Source organism: Sulfitobacter sp. SK011 (assembly GCF_003352065.1).
GTDB lineage: Bacteria > Pseudomonadota > Alphaproteobacteria > Rhodobacterales > Rhodobacteraceae > Sulfitobacter.
The window spans coordinates 737,936-757,806 of sequence record NZ_CP025803.1 but is presented as its reverse complement, the minus strand read 5'-3'; the positions used below and the strand labels follow the sequence as shown (position 1 = coordinate 757,806).

20 protein-coding genes are annotated in these 19,871 nt (G+C 56.8%); 8 read left to right on the top strand and 12 right to left on the bottom strand.

Translation table 11 applies throughout. The annotated features are described in order from the left end of the window. Positions 1-132: 132 nt before the first annotated feature. Complete coding sequence (gene clpA, locus C1J02_RS03590; RefSeq protein ID WP_114877226.1) at positions 133-2,454, top strand: ATP-dependent Clp protease ATP-binding subunit ClpA; 2,322 nt, start codon at positions 133-135, stop codon at positions 2,452-2,454. Further along, positions 2,451-3,419, top strand: a complete 969-nt coding sequence (locus C1J02_RS03585; RefSeq protein WP_114877224.1) for a M23 family metallopeptidase — start codon at positions 2,451-2,453, stop codon at positions 3,417-3,419. Before clpA ends, C1J02_RS03585 begins: the two co-directional genes overlap by 4 nt. A gap of 83 nt (positions 3,420-3,502) precedes the next feature. On the opposite strand, the gene C1J02_RS03580 is transcribed toward C1J02_RS03585, so the two are convergent. From C1J02_RS03580 to C1J02_RS03570, 3 genes are all read right to left on the bottom strand, one after another. Further along, positions 3,503-5,356 carry a peptidoglycan -binding protein gene (locus C1J02_RS03580; protein WP_114877222.1) on the bottom strand — a complete coding sequence of 618 codons (1,854 nt, stop codon included), beginning with the start codon at positions 5,354-5,356 and terminating at the stop codon, positions 3,503-3,505. 2 nt (positions 5,357-5,358) lie between these two features. Further along, complete coding sequence (locus C1J02_RS03575) at positions 5,359-6,561, bottom strand: biopolymer transporter ExbB (RefSeq protein ID WP_114877220.1); 1,203 nt, start codon at positions 6,559-6,561, stop codon at positions 5,359-5,361. 74 nt (positions 6,562-6,635) lie between these two features. Continuing rightward, entirely contained in the window at positions 6,636-7,166 is a 531-nt protein-coding gene (locus C1J02_RS03570) for a gamma-glutamylcyclotransferase (protein WP_114877218.1), read from the bottom strand. A gap of 68 nt (positions 7,167-7,234) precedes the next feature. On the opposite strand from C1J02_RS03570, the gene C1J02_RS03565 reads away from it, so the two are divergent. After that, positions 7,235-8,239, top strand: a complete 1,005-nt coding sequence (locus C1J02_RS03565) for a DUF2125 domain-containing protein (RefSeq protein WP_114877216.1) — start codon at positions 7,235-7,237, stop codon at positions 8,237-8,239. On the opposite strand, the gene C1J02_RS03560 is transcribed toward C1J02_RS03565, so the two are convergent. The 6 genes from C1J02_RS03560 to C1J02_RS03535 all read right to left on the bottom strand — a co-directional run bounded on the left by C1J02_RS03560 (position 8,240) and on the right by C1J02_RS03535 (position 13,352). After that, the gene (locus tag C1J02_RS03560) at positions 8,240-9,031 is read right to left on the bottom strand and encodes an extensin family protein (protein WP_114877214.1); all 792 of its coding nucleotides are present in this window, start codon (positions 9,029-9,031) and stop codon (positions 8,240-8,242) included. After that, a complete protein-coding gene (locus C1J02_RS03555; protein WP_114877212.1) occupies positions 9,028-9,948 on the bottom strand; it encodes a prephenate/arogenate dehydrogenase family protein in 921 nt (306 codons plus the stop codon). The genes C1J02_RS03560 and C1J02_RS03555 overlap by 4 nt, the downstream gene beginning before the upstream one ends. Next, the gene (gene hisC, locus C1J02_RS03550) at positions 9,932-11,032 is read right to left on the bottom strand and encodes a histidinol-phosphate transaminase (protein WP_114877210.1); all 1,101 of its coding nucleotides are present in this window, start codon (positions 11,030-11,032) and stop codon (positions 9,932-9,934) included. The genes C1J02_RS03555 and hisC overlap by 17 nt, the downstream gene beginning before the upstream one ends. 87 nt (positions 11,033-11,119) lie before the next feature. Further along, positions 11,120-11,824, bottom strand: coding sequence for a hypothetical protein (locus C1J02_RS03545; RefSeq protein WP_162798218.1), 705 nt, complete (start codon positions 11,822-11,824; stop codon positions 11,120-11,122). A gap of 212 nt (positions 11,825-12,036) precedes the next feature. Continuing rightward, the gene (rpsD, locus tag C1J02_RS03540; RefSeq protein WP_114877206.1) at positions 12,037-12,657 is read right to left on the bottom strand and encodes a 30S ribosomal protein S4; all 621 of its coding nucleotides are present in this window, start codon (positions 12,655-12,657) and stop codon (positions 12,037-12,039) included. Between the two features lie 119 nt (positions 12,658-12,776). Continuing rightward, positions 12,777-13,352: a DNA-3-methyladenine glycosylase I gene (locus tag C1J02_RS03535; protein WP_114877204.1), complete on the bottom strand. Its 576-nt coding sequence runs from the start codon at positions 13,350-13,352 to the stop codon at positions 12,777-12,779. Positions 13,353-13,475: 123 nt separating this feature from the next. Here C1J02_RS03535 and C1J02_RS03530 point away from each other — a divergent pair, with 123 nt between their 5' ends. The 5 genes from C1J02_RS03530 (at position 13,476) to C1J02_RS03505 (ending at position 18,582) form a co-directional block, all read left to right on the top strand. Further along, positions 13,476-14,318, top strand: a complete 843-nt coding sequence (locus tag C1J02_RS03530) for an EAL domain-containing protein (RefSeq protein ID WP_205389854.1) — start codon at positions 13,476-13,478, stop codon at positions 14,316-14,318. A 161-nt stretch (positions 14,319-14,479) separates the two neighbouring features. After that, entirely contained in the window at positions 14,480-15,655 is a 1,176-nt protein-coding gene (locus C1J02_RS03525; protein ID WP_114877202.1) for an acetyl-CoA C-acetyltransferase, read from the top strand. A gap of 75 nt (positions 15,656-15,730) precedes the next feature. Then, on the top strand, positions 15,731-16,453 hold the full coding sequence (phbB, locus tag C1J02_RS03520) for an acetoacetyl-CoA reductase (protein WP_114877200.1): 723 nt from the start codon (positions 15,731-15,733) through the stop codon (positions 16,451-16,453). A gap of 330 nt (positions 16,454-16,783) precedes the next feature. Then, positions 16,784-17,722, top strand: a complete 939-nt coding sequence (locus C1J02_RS03510) for a transcriptional regulator GcvA (RefSeq protein WP_114877196.1) — start codon at positions 16,784-16,786, stop codon at positions 17,720-17,722. Further along, the gene (locus C1J02_RS03505) at positions 17,719-18,582 is read left to right on the top strand and encodes a DMT family transporter (protein WP_114877194.1); all 864 of its coding nucleotides are present in this window, start codon (positions 17,719-17,721) and stop codon (positions 18,580-18,582) included. Before C1J02_RS03510 ends, C1J02_RS03505 begins: the two co-directional genes overlap by 4 nt. 10 nt (positions 18,583-18,592) lie before the next feature. Here the strand turns inward: C1J02_RS03505 and C1J02_RS03500 are convergent, their stop codons facing one another. From C1J02_RS03500 to C1J02_RS03490, 3 genes are all read right to left on the bottom strand, one after another. Further along, the gene (locus tag C1J02_RS03500; RefSeq protein WP_114880346.1) at positions 18,593-18,757 is read right to left on the bottom strand and encodes a YdcH family protein; all 165 of its coding nucleotides are present in this window, start codon (positions 18,755-18,757) and stop codon (positions 18,593-18,595) included. Positions 18,758-18,867: 110 nt separating this feature from the next. Next, on the bottom strand, positions 18,868-19,620 hold the full coding sequence (locus C1J02_RS03495; protein WP_114877192.1) for a tRNA1(Val) (adenine(37)-N6)-methyltransferase: 753 nt from the start codon (positions 19,618-19,620) through the stop codon (positions 18,868-18,870). Continuing rightward, on the bottom strand, positions 19,617-19,832 hold the full coding sequence (locus tag C1J02_RS03490) for a DUF2007 domain-containing protein (protein ID WP_114877190.1): 216 nt from the start codon (positions 19,830-19,832) through the stop codon (positions 19,617-19,619). Before C1J02_RS03490 ends, C1J02_RS03495 begins: the two co-directional genes overlap by 4 nt. Positions 19,833-19,871 lie beyond the last annotated feature (39 nt).

Sequence of the window (19,871 nt, the reverse complement as noted above, 5' to 3'; positions counted from 1 at the left end):
CGATTTATCAAAGAAAAGCCTTGAAGACAGGCTATGATCAACCAAACTCTAATACTATGAGGCCATGGTCGGACCGAGGCTGCTGATATGTCTTAGCACCCCAACCGACCCCGATCGACAAGGAGCACGCCCGTGCCTTCATTTTCGACTACACTTGAGCAGGCGATCCACGCAGCCCTTGCGCTGGCCAATGCCCGCCGCCACGAATTCGCCACGCTGGAACATCTGTTGCTGGCGCTGATTGACGAGCCTGATGCAGTTCAGGTGATGAAGGCCTGTTCGGTCGATATCTCTGAGCTGCGCGATACGCTTGTCGAGTTTGTCGATGAGGATTTGAGCAATCTGGTCACGGATGTTGATGGCTCTGAGGCAGTCCCAACAGCCGCATTTCAGCGTGTGATCCAACGCGCCGCAATCCATGTGCAATCCTCTGGCCGGACCGAAGTAACCGGTGCCAATGTGCTGGTTGCCATCTTTGCCGAACGTGAATCAAACGCCGCCTACTTTCTGCAGGAACAGGATATGACGCGGTATGATGCGGTGAACTACATCGCGCACGGTGTCGCAAAAGATCCTGCCTATGGCGAGGCGCGCCCGATTGCCGGTGCCCCTGAGCACGAAGAAGAGGCCCAAGGTGTGACCGAAGGCGAAAAGAAAGAATCGGCCCTTCAAAAATACTGTGTCGATCTGAACGCGAAATCACGTGAGGGCGACATTGACCCGCTGATTGGCCGCGAGGCCGAAGTTGAACGCTGTATTCAGGTGCTGTGTCGCCGTCGCAAGAACAACCCGCTGCTGGTGGGCGACCCCGGCGTGGGCAAGACGGCCATAGCAGAAGGTCTGGCGCGCAAGATTGTTGCGGGCGAAACACCTGAAGTCCTGGCAAAAACAACCATCTACTCGCTCGATATGGGCGCTTTGCTGGCTGGCACACGCTACCGCGGCGATTTCGAAGAACGCCTGAAAGCGGTGGTAACCGAATTGGAAAACCACGACGATGCGGTCCTTTTCATTGACGAAATCCACACTGTTATCGGTGCTGGTGCCACGTCTGGTGGCGCAATGGATGCCTCCAACTTGCTGAAACCCGCGCTTGCGGGCGGTAAATTGCGCACAATGGGGTCCACCACGTACAAGGAATTCCGCCAGCACTTTGAGAAAGACCGCGCACTTGCCCGGCGTTTCCAAAAGGTTGATGTGAATGAACCATCGGTGGATGACGCAGTGAAAATTCTCAAAGGTCTAAAGCCCTATTTTGAGGACCATCACAGCGTGAAATACACATCCGATGCAATCAAATCATCTGTGGAGCTCGCGCATCGGTACATCAACGACCGCAAATTGCCGGATTCAGCGATTGACGTGATCGACGAGGCGGGTGCCGCCCAGCATCTGGTTGCAGCCTCCAAGCGCCGCAAAACCATTGGCACCAAAGAGGTTGAGGCGGTCGTCGCCAAGATCGCGCGCATCCCGCCCAAGAATGTCTCAAAGGACGATGTCGTCGTTCTGAAAGATCTCGAAAAATCGCTCAAACGCGTGGTCTTTGGTCAGGACAAGGCAATCGAGGCATTGGCCTCTGCCATCAAACTGGCCCGTGCCGGTTTGCGTGAGCCTGAAAAACCCATCGGCAATTACCTGTTCGCAGGGCCAACTGGCGTGGGCAAAACCGAAGTTGCGAAACAGCTGGCCGATACGCTGGGTGTTGAATTGCTGCGTTTTGATATGTCGGAGTACATGGAGAAACATGCGGTTTCGCGTCTTATTGGTGCCCCTCCCGGCTATGTCGGCTTTGACCAGGGTGGTATGCTGACCGACGGCGTCGATCAACATCCGCACTGCGTCCTGCTGCTTGACGAGATGGAAAAAGCACACCCGGACGTCTACAATATCCTGTTGCAGGTGATGGACCACGGCAAACTGACCGATCACAACGGTCGTACCGTCGATTTCCGCAATGTGGTCCTGATCATGACATCAAACGCTGGTGCCACTGAACAGGCAAAAGAAGCCATCGGTTTTGGCCGTGATCGCCGCACTGGCGAGGATACCGCAGCGATTGAGCGGACCTTCACGCCTGAATTCCGCAACCGCCTGGATGCGGTGATCAGCTTTGCACCATTGCCAAAGGATGTGATCTTGCAGGTGGTCGAGAAATTTGTGCTGCAACTTGAAGCACAGTTGATGGACCGCAATGTGACCATTGAGCTTTCCAAGAAAGCTGCCGAATGGCTGGCCGACAAAGGCTATGACGACAAAATGGGGGCGCGCCCACTGGGCCGCGTCATTCAGGAGCACATCAAAAAACCGCTGGCCGAAGAATTGCTTTTCGGCAAATTGGCCAAAGGCGGCGTCGTCAAAGTTGGTGCCAAAAAAGGTGAGCTTGATATCACCATTCTTGGCCTCGAAAAGCCGCGCCTGTCCGGCAATAAACCGCCCCTGCTGACGGCGGAATGATCAAACGGGCCGTATTGGCCCTGACACTTCCCTTCGCTGGTCCGACACTGGCGGAGGGAATCTCATTACAGTCCCCCATCGACTGCGATCTGACCAGCACCTGTTACATCCAACAATATATGGACCGGCACCCGACTGCGGGCGTCCGTGATTATCATTGCGCCGGGCTAAGTTATGATGGGCATCTGGGAACTGATTTCGCGCTTCCTTCAACCGCCGACATTCAAAAAGACATTGCGGTGCGCGCCGCAGCAGATGGCGTGGTCGAGGGCGTGCGTGATGGCATGACTGACATCGAATACACCCCCCAAACAGCGGCCGCGGTCGAAAACCGCGAATGTGGTAATGGGGTCCAGATCAACCATGGTCAGGGATGGGTCACGCAATATTGTCATCTGAAACAAGGATCACTGGCCGTTCGAACGGGCCAAAAGGTTTCGGCAGGGGACACCCTTGGCCATGTCGGGATGTCGGGCAGAGCCGCCTTTCCCCATGTTCATCTGTCGGTCCGAAAAGATGGCAAGGCCCTCGATCCATTTGATCCAGATGGCACTCTGACCTGTGCATCACCGGCAGACAGCACACTCTGGGCTGATCCGCCGCCCTACCGTCCCGGTGGCCTGATCTCGGTCGGTTTTTCCGACCATGTCCCGGATTTTGCCCAAGTCAAATCCGGCGATGCCAAAAAGACGCGTATCTCGACGCAGGCCCGGACCCTCGTCATCTATGGCTTTGGTTTCGGGATCAGGGCGGGGGATGTGATGCGCCTTTCGATTACAGGGCCAAAAGGGCAAGTGATCGCAAAAGACATCGTATTCGACCACCCACAGGCGCGGTCGTTTCGCGCGATTGGCAAGAAACGCACTTGGCACCCGTGGCCGCAGGGTGACTATCATGGCAATGTCAGTCTGCTCAGGAACAATGCTGTTGTGAGCCAATCAGAAACAAAAATCACGCTGCGCTGACCCGCGCGCGCCCAATGACCCTTCACCCTTTCTCAAATACCGAAATACACCAGTAACTTCGCGCGTGACCTCGCCAAGATGACCTATTTCTCGGTAAATTTAAGCTCAATCCGCCGGTTCAAGGCGCGTGCTTCATCGCTGTCGCCAATGGCCACGGGCTGATATTGCCCAAATCCGTTCGCTGACAAACGGTCCGGCGAAATGCCAAGGAAGTTGATCATATATTTCACGACCGACAGGGCCCGCGCCTGCGAAAGCTCCCAATTGTCGAGGTATTCGCCAGTCCCCAGCAGCGGCACGTTGTCTGTGTGCCCATCTACGCGGATCACCCAATTGATTTCGCTCGGGATATCGTCGGCAACGGATTGCAAGATCCTTGCAACCTTGGCAATTTCGCCTCTGCCATCGTCCGACAAAACTGCGCCGCCGGGTGGAAACAACACCTCGGAAGAGAAAACAAACCGATCCCCCTCAATCCGCACTCCTTCCTGAGAGCCCAAAACGTCACGTAACCTGCCGAAGAACTCTGAGCGATACTGTTCCAGATCTTTGGTTTCCGCTTCCAGTCGCTTGCGTTCCGCCGCCTCCAATTCCGCGCGGCGGCTTTGTTCGGCAGCTACGCGTGCTAAGGCCGTGTTCAGGTCAGATCCCAGTGATTGCAGTTCAATATTCTTGGCCGCATCCCGCGCCTGTGCGTCATCCAACAAAGCCTGGAGACTTCCCAATTGCGAACGAAGTGCCGCGACTTGCTGGTTCAGCAGTTCAGTTTGACGCTGGGCTTCCGCGCTCACGGCCTGTTCTGTTGAAAGCTCTTGCTGCGCCGCAGCCAGCAGGGCCGCCCGCTTTTCGGCTTGTGTCGAGGTATCATTGGCCAGTGTTTCAGCAGCCAGCTTTGCCGCCAGCGCCTCAGTCAATTGCGCACGCAGAGCGTCGCGGTCCGCGGCGAGGGTGTTTTGAGCGGCATCTCGTTCGGCCCGCAATGCGATGATTTCCTGCTGCAGGCGGGCCAATTCTGCTTCGGCCTCAGCACCGGTTTTCGCTGCACTCTCTGCCGCATCAAGGCGCACCAGCGCTGCGGCGAGCTGGTCATCCAGGTCCCCCTCCGCTGCGCGGGCGGCGGCCAGCAAGGTCAAAGTATCTTCTGCCTTTTGCCGCTGCGCCTCAAGCGCCAGCGTCATTGCAGTCAGTTCGGTATCTGCATCTGCAAGTTTCGCGCGCAGGGCTTCGGCTGCCGCTGCTTCGGCCAAACGTTCAGCCTCCGCCGCGCTCAGCTCGGCCGCCGCTGCATCAACCTGTCCTGTCAGATCAGCGACCTGCGCGTCGGCTTGGGCATTTCGCGCCCGCAGATCCGCAACCAGAGCTTCCAACGCCTCGCGGCGGGCGGCGGCCAATCGTGCGGCTTCGGCCTGCGCGTCCACTTCTGAACGGGCCGCCGCAAGTGCCAAATCAAGCGCCTCCTGCGCACTCAGCAAATCTGCCTGCTGTTTCTCAAGTGCGCTCACCTGCCCCAGCGCCATCTCGCGTTCCGATAGAAGGCCTGCAACTTGCGCTTCAAAGCTGGTAATCCGCGTTTCGGCGGCATTCAACGCCGCCGTTTGCTGATCGCGCTGGTTTGTCAGTGCCGCGATCAGGGCCGCTTGTTCTGACACTTCGCCACGCGCGTCGTTAAGGGACGCATTCAGTGCACCCAACCGTGCCTCAAGCTGTGCATTGGTGCTTTCTTCCAGTCCCAACGCTTGCGCCAGCGCCGCGACCTCACCTGCCAATGCGTCAAGTTCTGTTTCCTGACCGGTGATCCGTTCTGTCAGAACAAACTGCACCACCATGAATATGGTCAGCACGAACATGAGCACCAGCAAAAGTCCGGTCATCGCATCCACAAATCCCGGCCAAATGGAGGATTGAAACCGCGAACCTGTCCGCCGGGACAATGCCATGGTTAGCGCCCCTCGCCGCCGGGCTTGTTCAGGGGTCGTATCCGGCGCGGCTCTGTGGAACGCCCTTCAGATACGGCCTTGGCCAACGACATGATATCCTTGCGAAATTCCGCCATAATTTCCTGCCGTCCGGCTGAAATTTCTTCAAGAATGCGCAGCATCTGCACGTCGATGGACCGCAACCGCATTCGGCTTTCAGCGTCAATGCCATCACCGGAACCCTGGGCCTCCACTGCCGTGATCATGCGTTCCTGACCAGCGGCAATCCGTTCCAGCGCCAGATTGGAAGGGTTGGTCCCTTCCATCCGGGTGGTCATCCGGTCCACCGCATCTGCAAGTTTGCCGAGTTTTTCGTCGACCATCGCACGACTTGTGCCCGATTCCCTGAACATCTGTTGCAGCGTTTCCATTTGTTCGGTCATATGATCAATAACGCCGCCCATGACATGCTGCTCGCCGGTGCCTTCTTCACCAGTGCTGAAGCCAATGCGGGTGATTGAGCTGAGCCAATCCTCAAGTTCCTGATAAAACCGGTTTTGCCCATGCCCTGCAAAGAGTTCGAGCAGGCCAACGACCAGCGACCCTGCAAGACCCAAAAGCGAGGATCCGAATGCAACGCCCATACCGCCCAACTGCGCCTCAAGGCCCGTCATGAGACGGCTAAAAACATCAACGCCGCCTTCGCCTTCTGCGGGGGCGAGGCTGCGGATGGTGTCCACCACCGCTGGCACAGTGGTGGCAAGGCCATAGAACGTCCCTAAAAGGCCAAGGAAAATCAACATGTTGACAATGTAGCGCGTTATCTCGCGCGCTTCGTCTATGCGGCTCGCTACGGAATCAAGAATGGACCGTGTGGATGTCGCACTGACCTGCATCCGCGCCCCTCGGGTGCGCAACAATGAGGCCAAGGGGGCCAGCAACTGTGGGGCAATTGTCTCCGGGTCCGGTGTGTCTGAGGCAAAGTTTTCGATCCAGCGCACAGATCCTATCAATTGGAACACCTGATAAAAACAAGCGAATACGCCGATTATGAAGACAAAGATGATGAACCCGTTAAGGTACGGGTTCGCCGCAAAAATCGGCAGCACCGAAGGCAATGCCAGAAAACCGCCAAAAGCGGTCATTGCCAGCACGATGAGCATCAGAGAAATCTGGCGCACGGGCTGTGAAAACTGTGGTCGTTGTTGTCGGTCTGGCTGCGCCATGCGGCCTTGCTCCTGACCCTTTTTGCCTGCTTTGCGCGCAGCTTACACTGAAAACATAGGCATATGCCAAGAATTTATGTGGTGAGGGTTTTCACTCTGTCGTGCAGCCATTCCAATGCCGGGTCGTGCAATCCAACCTCTGCCAGATGTGTAGCGGTATTATAGAGATATTCGGTATTTGGCCCACGCCCACCGACGGCATTCGCGATGATCTGGGCCTGCTCTTCCAGCGGCAGACCACCGCAATATTGGACGTGGCCCTCGTCGATGACATACACGACCGCCGTCACGTCCCGGCCATCGGTCAGGTGAATCCTGAGGTTCTTTTCAACATAGGCAGATGAGATCAGCTCGCGTTCGCGCAAGTATTCCAGAGTATCAGCCTCAGCGCCGTCCGCCACCCGAAGCGCCATTCCTTCGCAGGCGCTTTCGACATGTTCGTCCAAGGCCAACACCAGTCCGGGGTGATCTTCGGTACCACGGTGATGGATTGATCGCATGCAAAACGACCGCGCATAGCCCGGTAGCGTGGCGATCACGCTTTCCGCGACGGTGAAACCGGGGTTCCACAATAAGCTGCCGTATCCAAATACCCACATTGCCATCACGCTGGTCCTTCTTTGATGGCTTGGGTAAACCGCATCTGAAGCCTGAGTTAAAGGGATTATCAACGATGCGCAGATTGGCTTGGCTGATCTTTGTCCTGCTGGTGATGTGGTCCGCATGGTGGGCCGCTGCATCCTCGGGGGTACAGCACCTGCTGACCACGTGGCTGGACAACCGGCGCGACTTGGGTTGGCAGGTTGAGGTTGCCGAAATTTCGAAACACGGTTTCCCGCTGTTTCTGCACGCCCGGCTCAAGGATGTGTCGGCTGCTGATCCCGCCACAGGTCTGAGGGTCGATGCACCGCAATTGGATCTGACGGGGGCCGCCTTTTGGCCCGGCTATATGTCCGTGAAACTGCCAGACGCCCCGATACACATTATGACACCTGTTGGTCACTTCACATTGCAAACGACGGATGCCCAAGCTGATTTGCGTCTGCGCCCCAGCGCAAGCCTGCAACTGCAAAGCTTGAGTGCGGTCAGCGAGGCGTGGCGCATCGGCTCTTCCGACGGCAGCATCCTGTCAGCGGACGCTCTGGATATCGCGGCGACCCAAGACAATGCATCCCCCGAAACCTACCAAATTGATGTAAACGCCGCCAATCTGACCCCCGGCACTTTGCCCCGCGCGCTTTTGTCGCTGCCAGCAGAGTGGCCTGCGTCATTTGACGTCTTTACCGCTGACCTGAGCGTCAATTTTGACATGCCGTGGGACCGCAGCGCATTGACTGACAGGCGTCCGCAACCCCGCGCGGTGACGCTGAATAAAATGGAGGCCTCATGGGGGGAGCTCAGCTTGCTGGGCTCTGGTGATCTGAGCATCGATCCCTCAGGCATCCCGACCGGGACAATTTCCGTTACCGTCACAAGCTGGCGCGAGATCATCACTCTGGTCGACGCCAGTGATGCCTTGCCGAACGAACAGCGTTTACAGATGGAGATCCTGCTCGGTGCGCTGTCTAATCTGGGCGGCAGTCAGGATGATCTGACCCTGACCCTATCCATGCGCGACGGGGACATGTTGCTGGGGGCCATCAGGCTGGGCCCCGCGCCACGCCTGATCTTTCAGTGATTATTTGCAATAGCGACCACTGCGATAGCGCGCCGTGTCGAAATGGAAATGATCACGGTGAAACCGATCTGCATTCGGGCCAAGAACGGTGCCAAATGGCCCACAGGCCCCCGCATGCATTTGTCGCATCACTTTGCTGGACGATTTCGCGTTCCACCCTTTAAGCACGCTGACCTCGGACCCGTCCGCCAGACGAAAAGCAGAAATATCAATCGCCCGTCCGCGCCCATGTTCTGAAATCTTGGCACCCTTTTGACTGTTCCGCGTCCGGCAAGCGTAATGCGCCGCTACCCGCAGGCTCTTGAGGCCGCCCCCTTTGCGTCCCAGTGCGGGTTTGGCCGACTTTTCCAACCAGCTTTTCAACGCATTCGCGGTCACACAATCCATCACCGCTGATTGGCTCAACGTAACGCCAGATACCGATCGCACGCGCACAGCGTTCTCAACGCCGCAGCCGTTCAACCTGCCTTTGACCCTGCCAATGGCCTCACCCTGAATGGCAACATTACCACAAACCGCACCTTTCGCCCTCATCTGGCGTTGCGCGCGGGCCTGTTTCTCAACTTTGCTGGACCTAAACAACGGGCGCAGTGATAACATCAGACCGCCGCGCGGTCTTCGCGCGTCTTGGGTTTGCGCATCCCCAATCGGCGGTGTGATGGCTCCCGAAGGTGCAACCTCAACCGGCAGAACCACGTTGCCGCCACGTTGGACGGGACGCTTTGATGTTGTGGGTGACGCCCATGCGGCCTGGGCCAACACCAAGGAAAGTATCAGCGCAGGACGGATCATTTCTTGCCAACTTCCCGACCAAAGTTTGGGGCATCAGTGTCTTGCCCGGCCTCGATAATACCGCGCCTGATGGCGCGGGTGCGGGTGAAATAATCATGCAGATGGTCGCCGTCACCCTGACGGATGGCCCGCTGCAACGCAAAAAGCTCCTCTGTGAAACGGCCCAGAATTTCGAGCGTCGCCTCTTTGTTGCTCAGGAAAACATCGCGCCACATTGTTGGATCACTGGCCGCAATCCGGGTAAAATCGCGAAATCCTGCGGCAGAATACTTAATCACTTCGCTGTCTGTCACCCGGCGCAGATCGTCCGCGACGCCAACCATTGTATAGGCAATGAGGTGCGGTGCATGGCTGGTCACGGCCAGGACCAGATCGTGATGTTCCGCGTCCATTTCCTCGACGTTGGCCCCCATCCCTTCCCAAAGTGCGCGTAACTTTTCTGTGGCAGCCGGATCGGTGCCTTCGGATGGCACCAACAGGCACCAGCGGTTATCAAACAACTCTGCAAAGCCGGACTTTGGCCCGGAATGCTCTGTCCCTGCCAGCGGATGACCGGGGATAAAATGCACGTTTTGTGGCAATTGTGGACCGACCTGTGCGATCACATCCGCTTTGACTGACCCCACGTCCGTGACAGTGGCCCCGGGTTTCAGCGCCGCGGCCATATCTGCCGCTATCGCCCCCATGACCCCGACCGGCACGCAAAGCACCACAAGGTCCGCCCCCTCAACCGCCTCCAACAGCGTATCGCAGACCCGATCACATAGCCCAATTTCGCGGGCAGTATCGCGGGTTTCCGCGCTGCGGGCAAACCCCACAACTTCGCCTGCCAACCCGCCGCGTTTCATCGCCCAGAACATCGACGAGGCAATCAGGCCAAGGCCAATTAGAGCAACGCGGTCATACACCTGAGCCATCTGCGCCCCCGTTCTTGAATTGACGGACAGCATGAACAATGCGGCGGCAACTGCTTTCGTCGCCGACCGTGATCCGCAAGCAATTGGGCAGGTTGTACCCCCCCACACGTCGCACAATCAGCCCTTGAGATTGCAGATGCGCATCGCAGGCTTCCGCCTCAACCTGTGAGGCAAAGCGCGCCAGAATAAAATTTGCGCATGAGACATCGGACGGCACGCCGATTTCCGCAAGTGCATCCGCCATCCATGTGCGCCAACGCGCGTTATCAGTCCGGCAAAAGGTGGCGTAGGCCGTGTCACGAATTGCGGCCTCTGCCGCATTAAGCCCTGATTGTGAAATATTAAACGGGCCGCGCACGCGGTTGAGCACGTCAATGACATGCGCCGGTCCATACCCCCAACCAATGCGCAATCCGCCCAAGCCATAAAGTTTGGAGAATGTGCGCGTCATAACCACGTTTTCGCGTGTATCCACAAGTGCAGCACCCCCATCATAGCCATCGACATATTCGGCATAGGCACCATCGAGAACCAAAAGGGACTGAGACGGCAGGCCGTCCGCCAGCCGCGTAATTTCGCCCAACCCTATCATCGTGCCTGTTGGATTGTTGGGGTTGGCAATAAAGACCAATCTTGTGGCGTCGGTGCAGGCTCCGAGAATTGCATCCACATCTGTCACGCGTTCCCGCTCAGCCACCTCAATCGGTGTGGCCCCGGCCGCGAGTGCCGAAATCCGATACATTGCAAAGCCGTGTTCGGTGTGAATCACTTCTGTCCCCGGACCAGCGTAAGCCTGACAGAGAAAGGTAATTATCTCGTCCGAACCGGCACCACAGATAATCCTGTCTGCATCCAATCCAAGAATCTCGGCGATTGCCTTACGCAGCGGGGCGTGGTCAGAGGATGGATAGCGGTGCAATTCAAATGCCGCACGGCGGTATGCCTCAAGCGCTGCCTCGCTTGGCCCGTGTGGGTTTTCGTTCGAAGACAACTTTACCACGTTATCTAGGCCTGCCACATGTGCAGCACCCCCTTGATAAAGGTCGATATCCATGATGCCCGGTTGTGGCGTGATCGCAGTCATGTTGGCAGTTTCCCTATAGATGGGGCCGTTCTAACGCCGCCCCCCAGCCATGACCAGTGGGTTTGTCCTTTGCGCAATCCAGTGGCGTCACTGCGCTGTTGTGAGGCGACGCACAAATGGGTTGAGCCGCAATGATCTGTCAACCTTGTTCCATCCGCGCAGTGCCGCCATATCGAACGCTGCCAATGCCTTTTCGACACGTTCCTCAGCACTGGTGAAATCCTTGAAGTTAAGGCTGCGCCCTGCCCGGAAGTACGAAAACCAGACCCAAGGTCGCAGGCACAGACCGCGCACCAAGGGCCAGTCAAATGCAGCCATTGCCGCTTCGACACTTGGACCAACTGCATTGTCTTGTTCCCAGCGAAAGAAGGCTTCGTAAAGCACGCGTTTTTCGGCATTAGTTGCTGGGTGCCCAGACATCTGCCTGGCCAACAGGCGTCGTATTTCAATGACGATCTCGCTAGGCAGATCATCCACGAGGGCGCTGTCATCCATACCGTCTTTGGCAAAGTGTAAAATGGTATAGGCTTTGATCATCACCCGCCGGTTTATGTCTTTCAGCGCGCCGGTATAGGCGTCAAAATGCGCCATGCGGGTGGGATAGTTTCCGGGCGCACGCCGATCCAACAGGGCCAAAATAATCGCGCCGATCCTCGCTATTTTCAGATACCACTGGGCCCAGACCGCCCCGTGGGCGGCGATCAACGCAAAGCAAAAGATGCCACCCGATGCCCGGTAGATATGATGGTATTGCACGGCACGCTTGCACAGCCCATCCGGCGGTCCAGCCAAAAGGGTTGCTTGTGTGTGGATTTGGTCATGGCGCTCTTGCGCGGTTCGATACTGTGCGTTCATAGGATTAGTGGTAGGTTTTTGACCGATATGGACACGATCTGACTATGCGGCAAAAACGGCCACATTTGGCAGCACAGGTGGCAATTGCGCGGCCACAACGAAAAAGGCCGCCCCATGGGACGGCCTTTTGATGCTTGGACTGCCAAGGCTTAGTTCTTGGCGTAAAATTCCACGACGAGGTTTGGTTCCATCATCACCGGATATGGCACATCACCCAATGCAGGGGTGCGCACGAATGTTGCGGTCATCTTGGAGTGATCGGCCTCGATATAGTCAGGCACGTCACGTTCAGCCAATTGTGTGGCTTCAAGCAAAGCGACCATCTGCTTGGAACGGTCACGCACTTCGATCACGTCACCTTCTTTTACGCGGTACGACGGGATGTTCACTTTCTTGCCGTTCACACGAACATGGCCGTGGTTCACGAACTGACGTGCGGCAAATACGGTCGCCACGAATTTGGCACGGTACACAACCGCGTCCAAACGACGTTCCAGCAGACCAATCAGGTTTTCACCTGTATCGCCTTTGACACGCTCAGCTTCACCATAGATGCGGCGGAATTGCTTTTCGGTCAGGTCGCCATAATAGCCCTTGAGCTTTTGCTTGGCGCGCAACTGAATGCCGAAGTCGGAAATCTTTGCCTTACGGCGCTGACCGTGCTGGCCGGGGCCATATTCACGGCGGTTTACTGGGGATTTCGGACGGCCCCAGATGTTTTCGCCCATGCGACGGTCAAGTTTATGTTTGGCAGCGGTGCGTTTTGTCACGGCTGTTCTCCTTTAAGTTATTAAAGGGCGTTGTCCTCTGGGTTTCCCCCGACAGGCATCCCCTTGCGAGGGCCACCAACACCAATGAAGCCGCGCTTATACGGGGTGATGGGGCGGAGTCAACGGGGTTTGGCCAACGCTGCGCATGCGTCGTGCCGATGGCAGGTCAGAATATGATCATTCACCAATCCACAGGCCTCCATCCATGCATAAACAATTGTTGGTCCACAAAATTTGAACCCTTCTTTTTTCAAATCCTTTGACACTTGTTCTGAAAGTCTGGTGGACGGCGGCACATCGGCCTGGGTCGAAAATCTATTTTGTAACGGCACGCCATCCACATAGCGCCACATGAAGGCATCAAAACCTTCGTTGGCCTCTATCTTTTGCCAGGCTCGGGCGTTGTTTATTGTCGCTTCGATTTTGCCACGATGGCGGATGATCCCCGGGTTCCCGAGCAATCTTTCAACATCTTCAACGGACCAATCAGCAATTTTATTGGGATCGAAGCCCTGAAACGCCTCACGAAAATTATCGCGCTTCTTCAGAATTGTAATCCAGCTCAACCCTGCCTGAAATCCATCCAGAATCAGCTTTTCCCACAGCGCACGGCTGTCGTATTCCGGCACGCCCCATTCCGTGTCATGATAGTCTACGTATATTGGTTCCAGCCCGGCCCATCCACATCGCTCCATGTCGCGTCTTCCTGGCTTTGGCCAATTAGGTGGCCCTTAAAATTGGCGATAAATCAGCGCTTTAAGGTTACGTTATGACTTTCTCAGCAACAAACGTATCCAGACAATGAAGAGTGTAACACCGTGGTAAGTCAATTCAAACGTCGGCTCGCCGATATCGCACCGGGTTCTGAAAATCCGTTGAACTACGCTGTCACACAGCGTGATAAATCGACACTGGAGATGGTGAAAGATGCGATTGAATACAAACAAACGCTGTTGGCCTATCAACCGGTCATGCGGGCCAGCGATCATAGCAAAGTGGCTTTTTTTGAAGGTTTGATCAGAGTGATGGACGCGACGGGCCGCGTCATTCCCGCCCGCGATTTCATGCCAGTCATCGAAAACACCGAAACAGGTCGGCAGATTGACGTTCTTGCACTGCGTGCAGGGCTGTTGGCCTTGCAAAACAATCCCGGCCTACGCCTGTCAATCAATATGTCTGCGCGTTCCATTGGCTACAAATCATGGAATCAGATGATCCGGCGGTTTCTCAATCGTGACAAAACCATCGGGGAACGCTTGATCCTTGAGATCACTGAAAGTTCGGCGATGACGGTGCCCGAATTGGTCACAGATTTGATGGATGAACTTCAACCGTTTGGGGTCTGTTTCGCGTTGGACGACTTTGGGGCCGGGCACACGGCGATCAGGTATTTCAAGGATTTCTATTTTGATATCCTCAAGATTGACGGTGAATTCATCAAAGGCATCGCTGACAACGCGGATAACAGGGCGTTAACCGCCGCGATGATCTCGATCGCTGACCATTTTGATATGCTGACAGTGGCGGAGTTTGTTGAAAATGCGCAAGATGCGGCCGTGCTTACTGAAATGGGCGTTGATTGCCTGCAAGGGTATTATTTCAGCGCCCCAACAACGCGTCCTTCCTGGCTTCGTAATCCGGCAATTCGTTCCAGCGGATAGGCAAAGTCATGCACATCGGGCACGCGGCAAAAGCGCAGGCCCCGTTGCCGCGATGCGGCGCATCCGTTATGACTGCCTGACAAGGTGGGGGAGTCGCTGCGTACAATGATGGATGCCGCGACAGATTATCCTCGGCCAACTAGGTAGAGGAACAATATTTCATGACCAACGTCGTCATCGCATCCGCCGCCCGTACTGCCGTTGGCAGCTTTGGGGGTTCGTTCGCCACAACACCCGCCCATGACTTGGGTGCCGCCATGCTCAAGGAAATCGTCGCCCGTGCAGGCGTTGATGCGTCCGAGGTTAGCGAAACCATTCTGGGTCAGGTGCTGACCGCCGCACAGGGTCAAAACCCTGCCCGTCAGGCGCATATCAATGCAGGTCTGCCACAGGAAAGCGCCGCATGGTCGATCAATCAGGTCTGCGGTTCCGGCCTGCGCGCCGTGGCATTGGCTGCACAGCACATCCAACTCGGCGATGCGTCTATCGTCGCTGCGGGTGGGCAGGAAAACATGACGCTTTCGCCCCATGCACAAAACCTGCGTGCCGGTCAGAAAATGGGCGATCTGCAATTCATCGACACGATGATTCGTGATGGTCTGTGGGATGCGTTCAACGGCTACCATATGGGTCAAACGGCCGAAAACGTCGCCGAGAAATGGCAGATCAGCCGTGATCAGCAAGACGAATTTGCCGTCGCGAGCCAGAACAAGGCCGAAGCTGCGCAGAAGGCCGGTAAATTTGCTGACGAAATCGCCGCCTTTACCGTCAAAACCCGCAAGGGCGACATCGTTGTCGACCAGGATGAATACATTCGCCACGGTGCCACCATGGAGGCCATGCAAAAACTGCGCCCCGCCTTCACCAAGGATGGCTCAGTCACCGCGGCCAACGCATCCGGTCTGAACGACGGTGCCGCCGGTGCCTTGTTGATGAGCGCGGATGAAGCCGAAAAGCGCGGCATCACCCCATTGGCACGGATTGCGTCCTATGCCACCGCCGGTCTGGACCCGTCCATCATGGGCGTCGGCCCCATCTATGCATCACGCAAGGCACTGGAAAAAGCGGGCTGGAAGGCAGAAGACCTTGATCTTGTTGAGGCCAACGAAGCCTTCGCCGCACAGGCCTGTGCCGTGAACAAGGACATGGGCTGGGATCCAGCAATCGTCAACGTCAACGGCGGTGCCATCGCGATCGGTCACCCAATCGGGGCTTCCGGTGCGCGCATCCTGAACACGCTGCTTTTTGAAATGCAGCGCCGCGGCGCGAAAAAAGGTCTCGCAACCTTGTGCATTGGCGGCGGTATGGGTGTTGCCATGTGCCTTGAGCGTCCCTAAGAATGATGGGCGCGCAAGATAATTGCGCGCCTGCCGCTTGAATTGAAATATCACTACCCTTTGAGGAGGATCTAAATGTCCCGAGTCGCACTGGTCACCGGAGGCAGCCGAGGCATCGGCGCAGCTATTTCCAAAGAATTAAAAGACGCGGGCTACAGCGTCGCCGCAACTTATGCAGGCAATGACGAGGCCGCTGCCGCCTTTACCAAAGAAACCGGCATCAAAACCTACAAATGGAATGTCGCCGATTATGAGGAATCCGCTGCGGGCATTGCAAAGGTAGAAGCCGACCTGGGTCCAATCGAAGTGGTCGTTGCCAACGCGGGCATCACCCGCGATGCGCCATTCCATAAAATGACCCCACAGCAGTGGAAAGAAGTCATCGACACCAACCTGACCGGCGTATTCAATACCGTCCACCCGATCTGGCCCGGCATGCGCGAACGCAAATTCGGTCGTATCGTGGTGATCAGTTCGATCAATGGTCAAAAAGGCCAGTTTGCCCAAGTAAACTATGCCGCGACCAAAGCGGGCGATCTGGGCATCATCAAATCACTGGCCCAGGAAGGCGCACGCGCGGGCATTACCGCCAATGCCGTATGCCCCGGTTACATTGGGACGGACATGGTTATGGCCGTTCCCGAGAAAGTGCGCGAAAGCATCATCGCACAGATTCCAGCCGGGCGTTTGGGCGAACCAGAAGAAATCGCACGTGCGGTGAAATTCCTCGTGTCGGACGATGCGGGCTTTATCAATGGTTCGACAATCTCTGCCAACGGTGCGCAGTATTTTGTCTGATCAATACATGCTCTGAAAAGTGCGGAATGAAATACGAAAAGGCCGGATCGAATGATCCGGCCTTTTTGCATCGCGTAAGAACAAAGGCCTTTGTTCAGCGGGATGTAGGTGCGAACAGCCAGCTCCACACATTTGCCATTGCGCGTCCGCGTTCGGCGTGGGCGGCATCAAAGGCACGGCGGGCGGCGGGATTTGTGGTTGCTTCAAACATGGTCATTTCCTTTCGGGTGCTGGATCAGCGTGTGTTGTCTTGCCCTCAACATGGGCGTTCTGCCGCAGTCTGACAAACGAGACTTTTCATACCTTCAGTTAAGCTGTACTTAACTGAACATGACGGACCGTTTGCCCCCGCTTACCGCTTTACGTGCCTTTGACGCCGCTGCACGCCATATGTCGTTTGCTTTGGCCGCAGCAGAATTGCACGTGACGCCCGCTGCGCTCAGCTTTCAGATCAAATCGCTTGAGGAACATTTAGGTGCGCCCTTATTCCGGCGGCTCAACCGCGCCGTTGAACTGACAGAGGCAGGACGCGCCCTGGCCCCTGCGGCATCGGACGGATTTCAGGCGCTTGCAGCCGGTTGGCGCGCCGCGCAGCGCCTGCAGGATCATCAAACCCTCACGGTGACGGCTGGCCCCGCGTTCACCGCCAAATGGCTGGCACCGCGCTTGTTTGATTTTGCCCAATCACATCCGGACATAGAGCTGCGGTTTTCCGCGTCTTTGCGGATCATGGATTTCAACCGTGACAGTATTGATGTTGCTATTCGTTTTGGTCTGGGTCCAGATCCCGGACTATACTCTTTACCTTTGGCGGACGAATGGGTTGTGCCCGTCATGACCCCGGAAATGGCGCGGAAGTACCCAACACCACAAAGCCTTGCCGATGCGGTTTTGATTGTCGACGAATCGATAGATTTTCTTGATCCGCCGATCGATTGGCCCACGTGGTTTCGCGCCATGGATATCGACGTCATGCCAAATACCGGTCCGCGTTTTTCTCAGGGCGACCATGCCATTGATGCCGCGCTCGCAGGTGTCGGGGTGGCACTGGGCCGCCGCGCATTGGTGATCAAGGACCTCGCAGACGGGCGGTTGATGGCCCCCTTTCCAAAGGCACTGCCGACGGGGGCGCGGTTCCGGTTCTTATGTCCCGAAGGCACAGAAACGCGACCTCAGGTTCAGGCGTTCAGGACATGGATCTTGCGGGAAATTGAAAAAACGGCACATATTGCCCAAAGCTTTGACCTGTTGGATCCCCCCTCGAAATGACTCGTCGCCGTGCCACCGCTGTTGGATTTTGCGCTGTGCTTTTATGGGCGCTGCTGGCGCTCTTTACGGTGGGCTCGGCCCCGACACCACCGTTCCTGCTCAACACCTTGTGCTTTGGTCTGGGTGGTACGCTGGGCCTGATCTGGGCCGCAGCGACCGGCGCGCTTTCCAGTCTGCGCAGCGTGCCGTTGCGCGTCTACCTCATTGGCACATTGGGCCTGTTTGGCTACCACGCCCTATATTTTTCGGCGCTGCGAATTGCGCCTGCGGCCGAGGCGGGGTTGATCGCGTATCTCTGGCCGTTGCTGATCGTCTTGTTTTCTGGCCTGCTGCCCGGCGAGACGTTGCGCAAAGGCCATGTCTTCGGTGCCCTGTTGGGCTTTGCGGGTGCTGCGCTGATCATCACGGGCGGCGGCACAGGTTTCTCTGGCCAACACTTGCCGGGCTATGCGCTAGCCGGGCTATGCGCAGTTACCTGGTCTGGCTATTCGGTCTTATCCCGAAGCGTCGGTGAAATCCCTACAGCGTCGGTTGCCGTATTCTGCCTCGCCTCCGCGGCCCTGTCACTGCCACTGCATCTGATCTGGGAAGAAACCGTGCTGCCCGCCACGGCATTGGGCTGGGCTGCGATCGCCGGCCTTGGCCTTGGCCCGGTTGGCCTTGCCTTTTATGTCTGGGATATTGGGGTAAAGCAGGGTGATATACAGCTTTTAGGCACCGCTTCCTATGCGGCACCCTTGCTGTCCACTCTGGTCCTCGTCATTGCAGGCGTCGCCGCGCCCAGCTATCTTCTGCTGTGGGCTGCTCTGCTGATCACCGGCGGTGCCGCGATTGCAGCACGCGCCAGCTTTTCCAAATAAAAACCGTTGGTCAGTTCGATAGGCGCGTGATTTCCTCTTTCAGGCGCAATTTTTCTTTTTTCATCGTCGCAACTTCCAGATCGTCCACTCCGGGTGCGCGTTGGGCGTTTTCGACCGCCTCACTTATTGCCGAATGCTTGCGCTTGAGGGTCTCCAGATGTCCGTTGAGAGCCATATAATCCTCCTTGATGAAAGTGTGGAATTCAAGTTCACCACACTTTTCAGTTTGTGTCACGCTGCCCCGCAGCATAACGCGACAGATGGTAAACAAATGCCTAAAATTGCCTAAAACTCCAGCGCTGCACCGTCCCGCAGAACAGCACGCAATGCAGGAACATATGTATCGCCATCCTCGCCGTGCGCAGCACCCTGATGCATGACAAAGGTGTTCAGCAGCCGAAACGCGGCGCGGCCGTTTTTGCGGGCGCGCAGTATGATCAATTCGGCGCGCCGCCCTTCTCGGGGTGCCAGGGGCAACACTTCGACGGAACCCAGATCAGGCGGCAGCGCACGGATCAGGTCAGGCAGGCGTTCTGCGCGGTGAATGAAATAGGCACGTCCCTTGGGTGCCAGACGTTTGCCGGCGGTCTTGACCCACTTGTGCAAAGGGGTGTGTTCGCCATGTGCCGCCTCCCGGGTGGGATCATTTGATGATACCGATGCGGCCCGATCAAAATACGGTGGGTTTGCAAGCACATGATCAAACTGCCGCTGCCGCACATGCAGGGGCATATCCGCAAGGTCTGCTGTCACAACCTCCAATGCGGCACCACCGTTGCGCCGTGCCAGTGCGGCATTTTGAGGCAGCACTTCGACCCCTGTTAATGTCAGCCCGGGGATCCGCGCATTGAGGCACAGGATCGCCGCTCCCACACCGCAACCAAGTTCCAGTACAGATTGCCCTGCTTCGGCCTGAACGCAGGCCGCCAGCAGCACCGCATCAACGCCCGCACGGTAGCCCTGGCGCGGCTGAAGCAGATGCAGTTGACCGCCCAGAAACGCGTCATGCGTCAATTCGCTGTCGCGATACCCGCTCACATGCCCAACGGGATGTCATTATCGAGCATGACTTTTACCGCCGCGCTGTGGTCATCGGGACGCACCATCAACCGACGCGGGAAAATTCCGATGCCGCCTTCGAGCACGCTCATGTTTACGTCCATTTCAAAGCAGTCTATATCCTCGCCCTTGAGAAGGGCGGTTGCAAAGGCGATGATGGTCATGTCTGGGCTGCGCAAAAGTTCCTTCATATCAGAGATGTGGGCCAGTCTGGCCGATTTGTCGAGCCT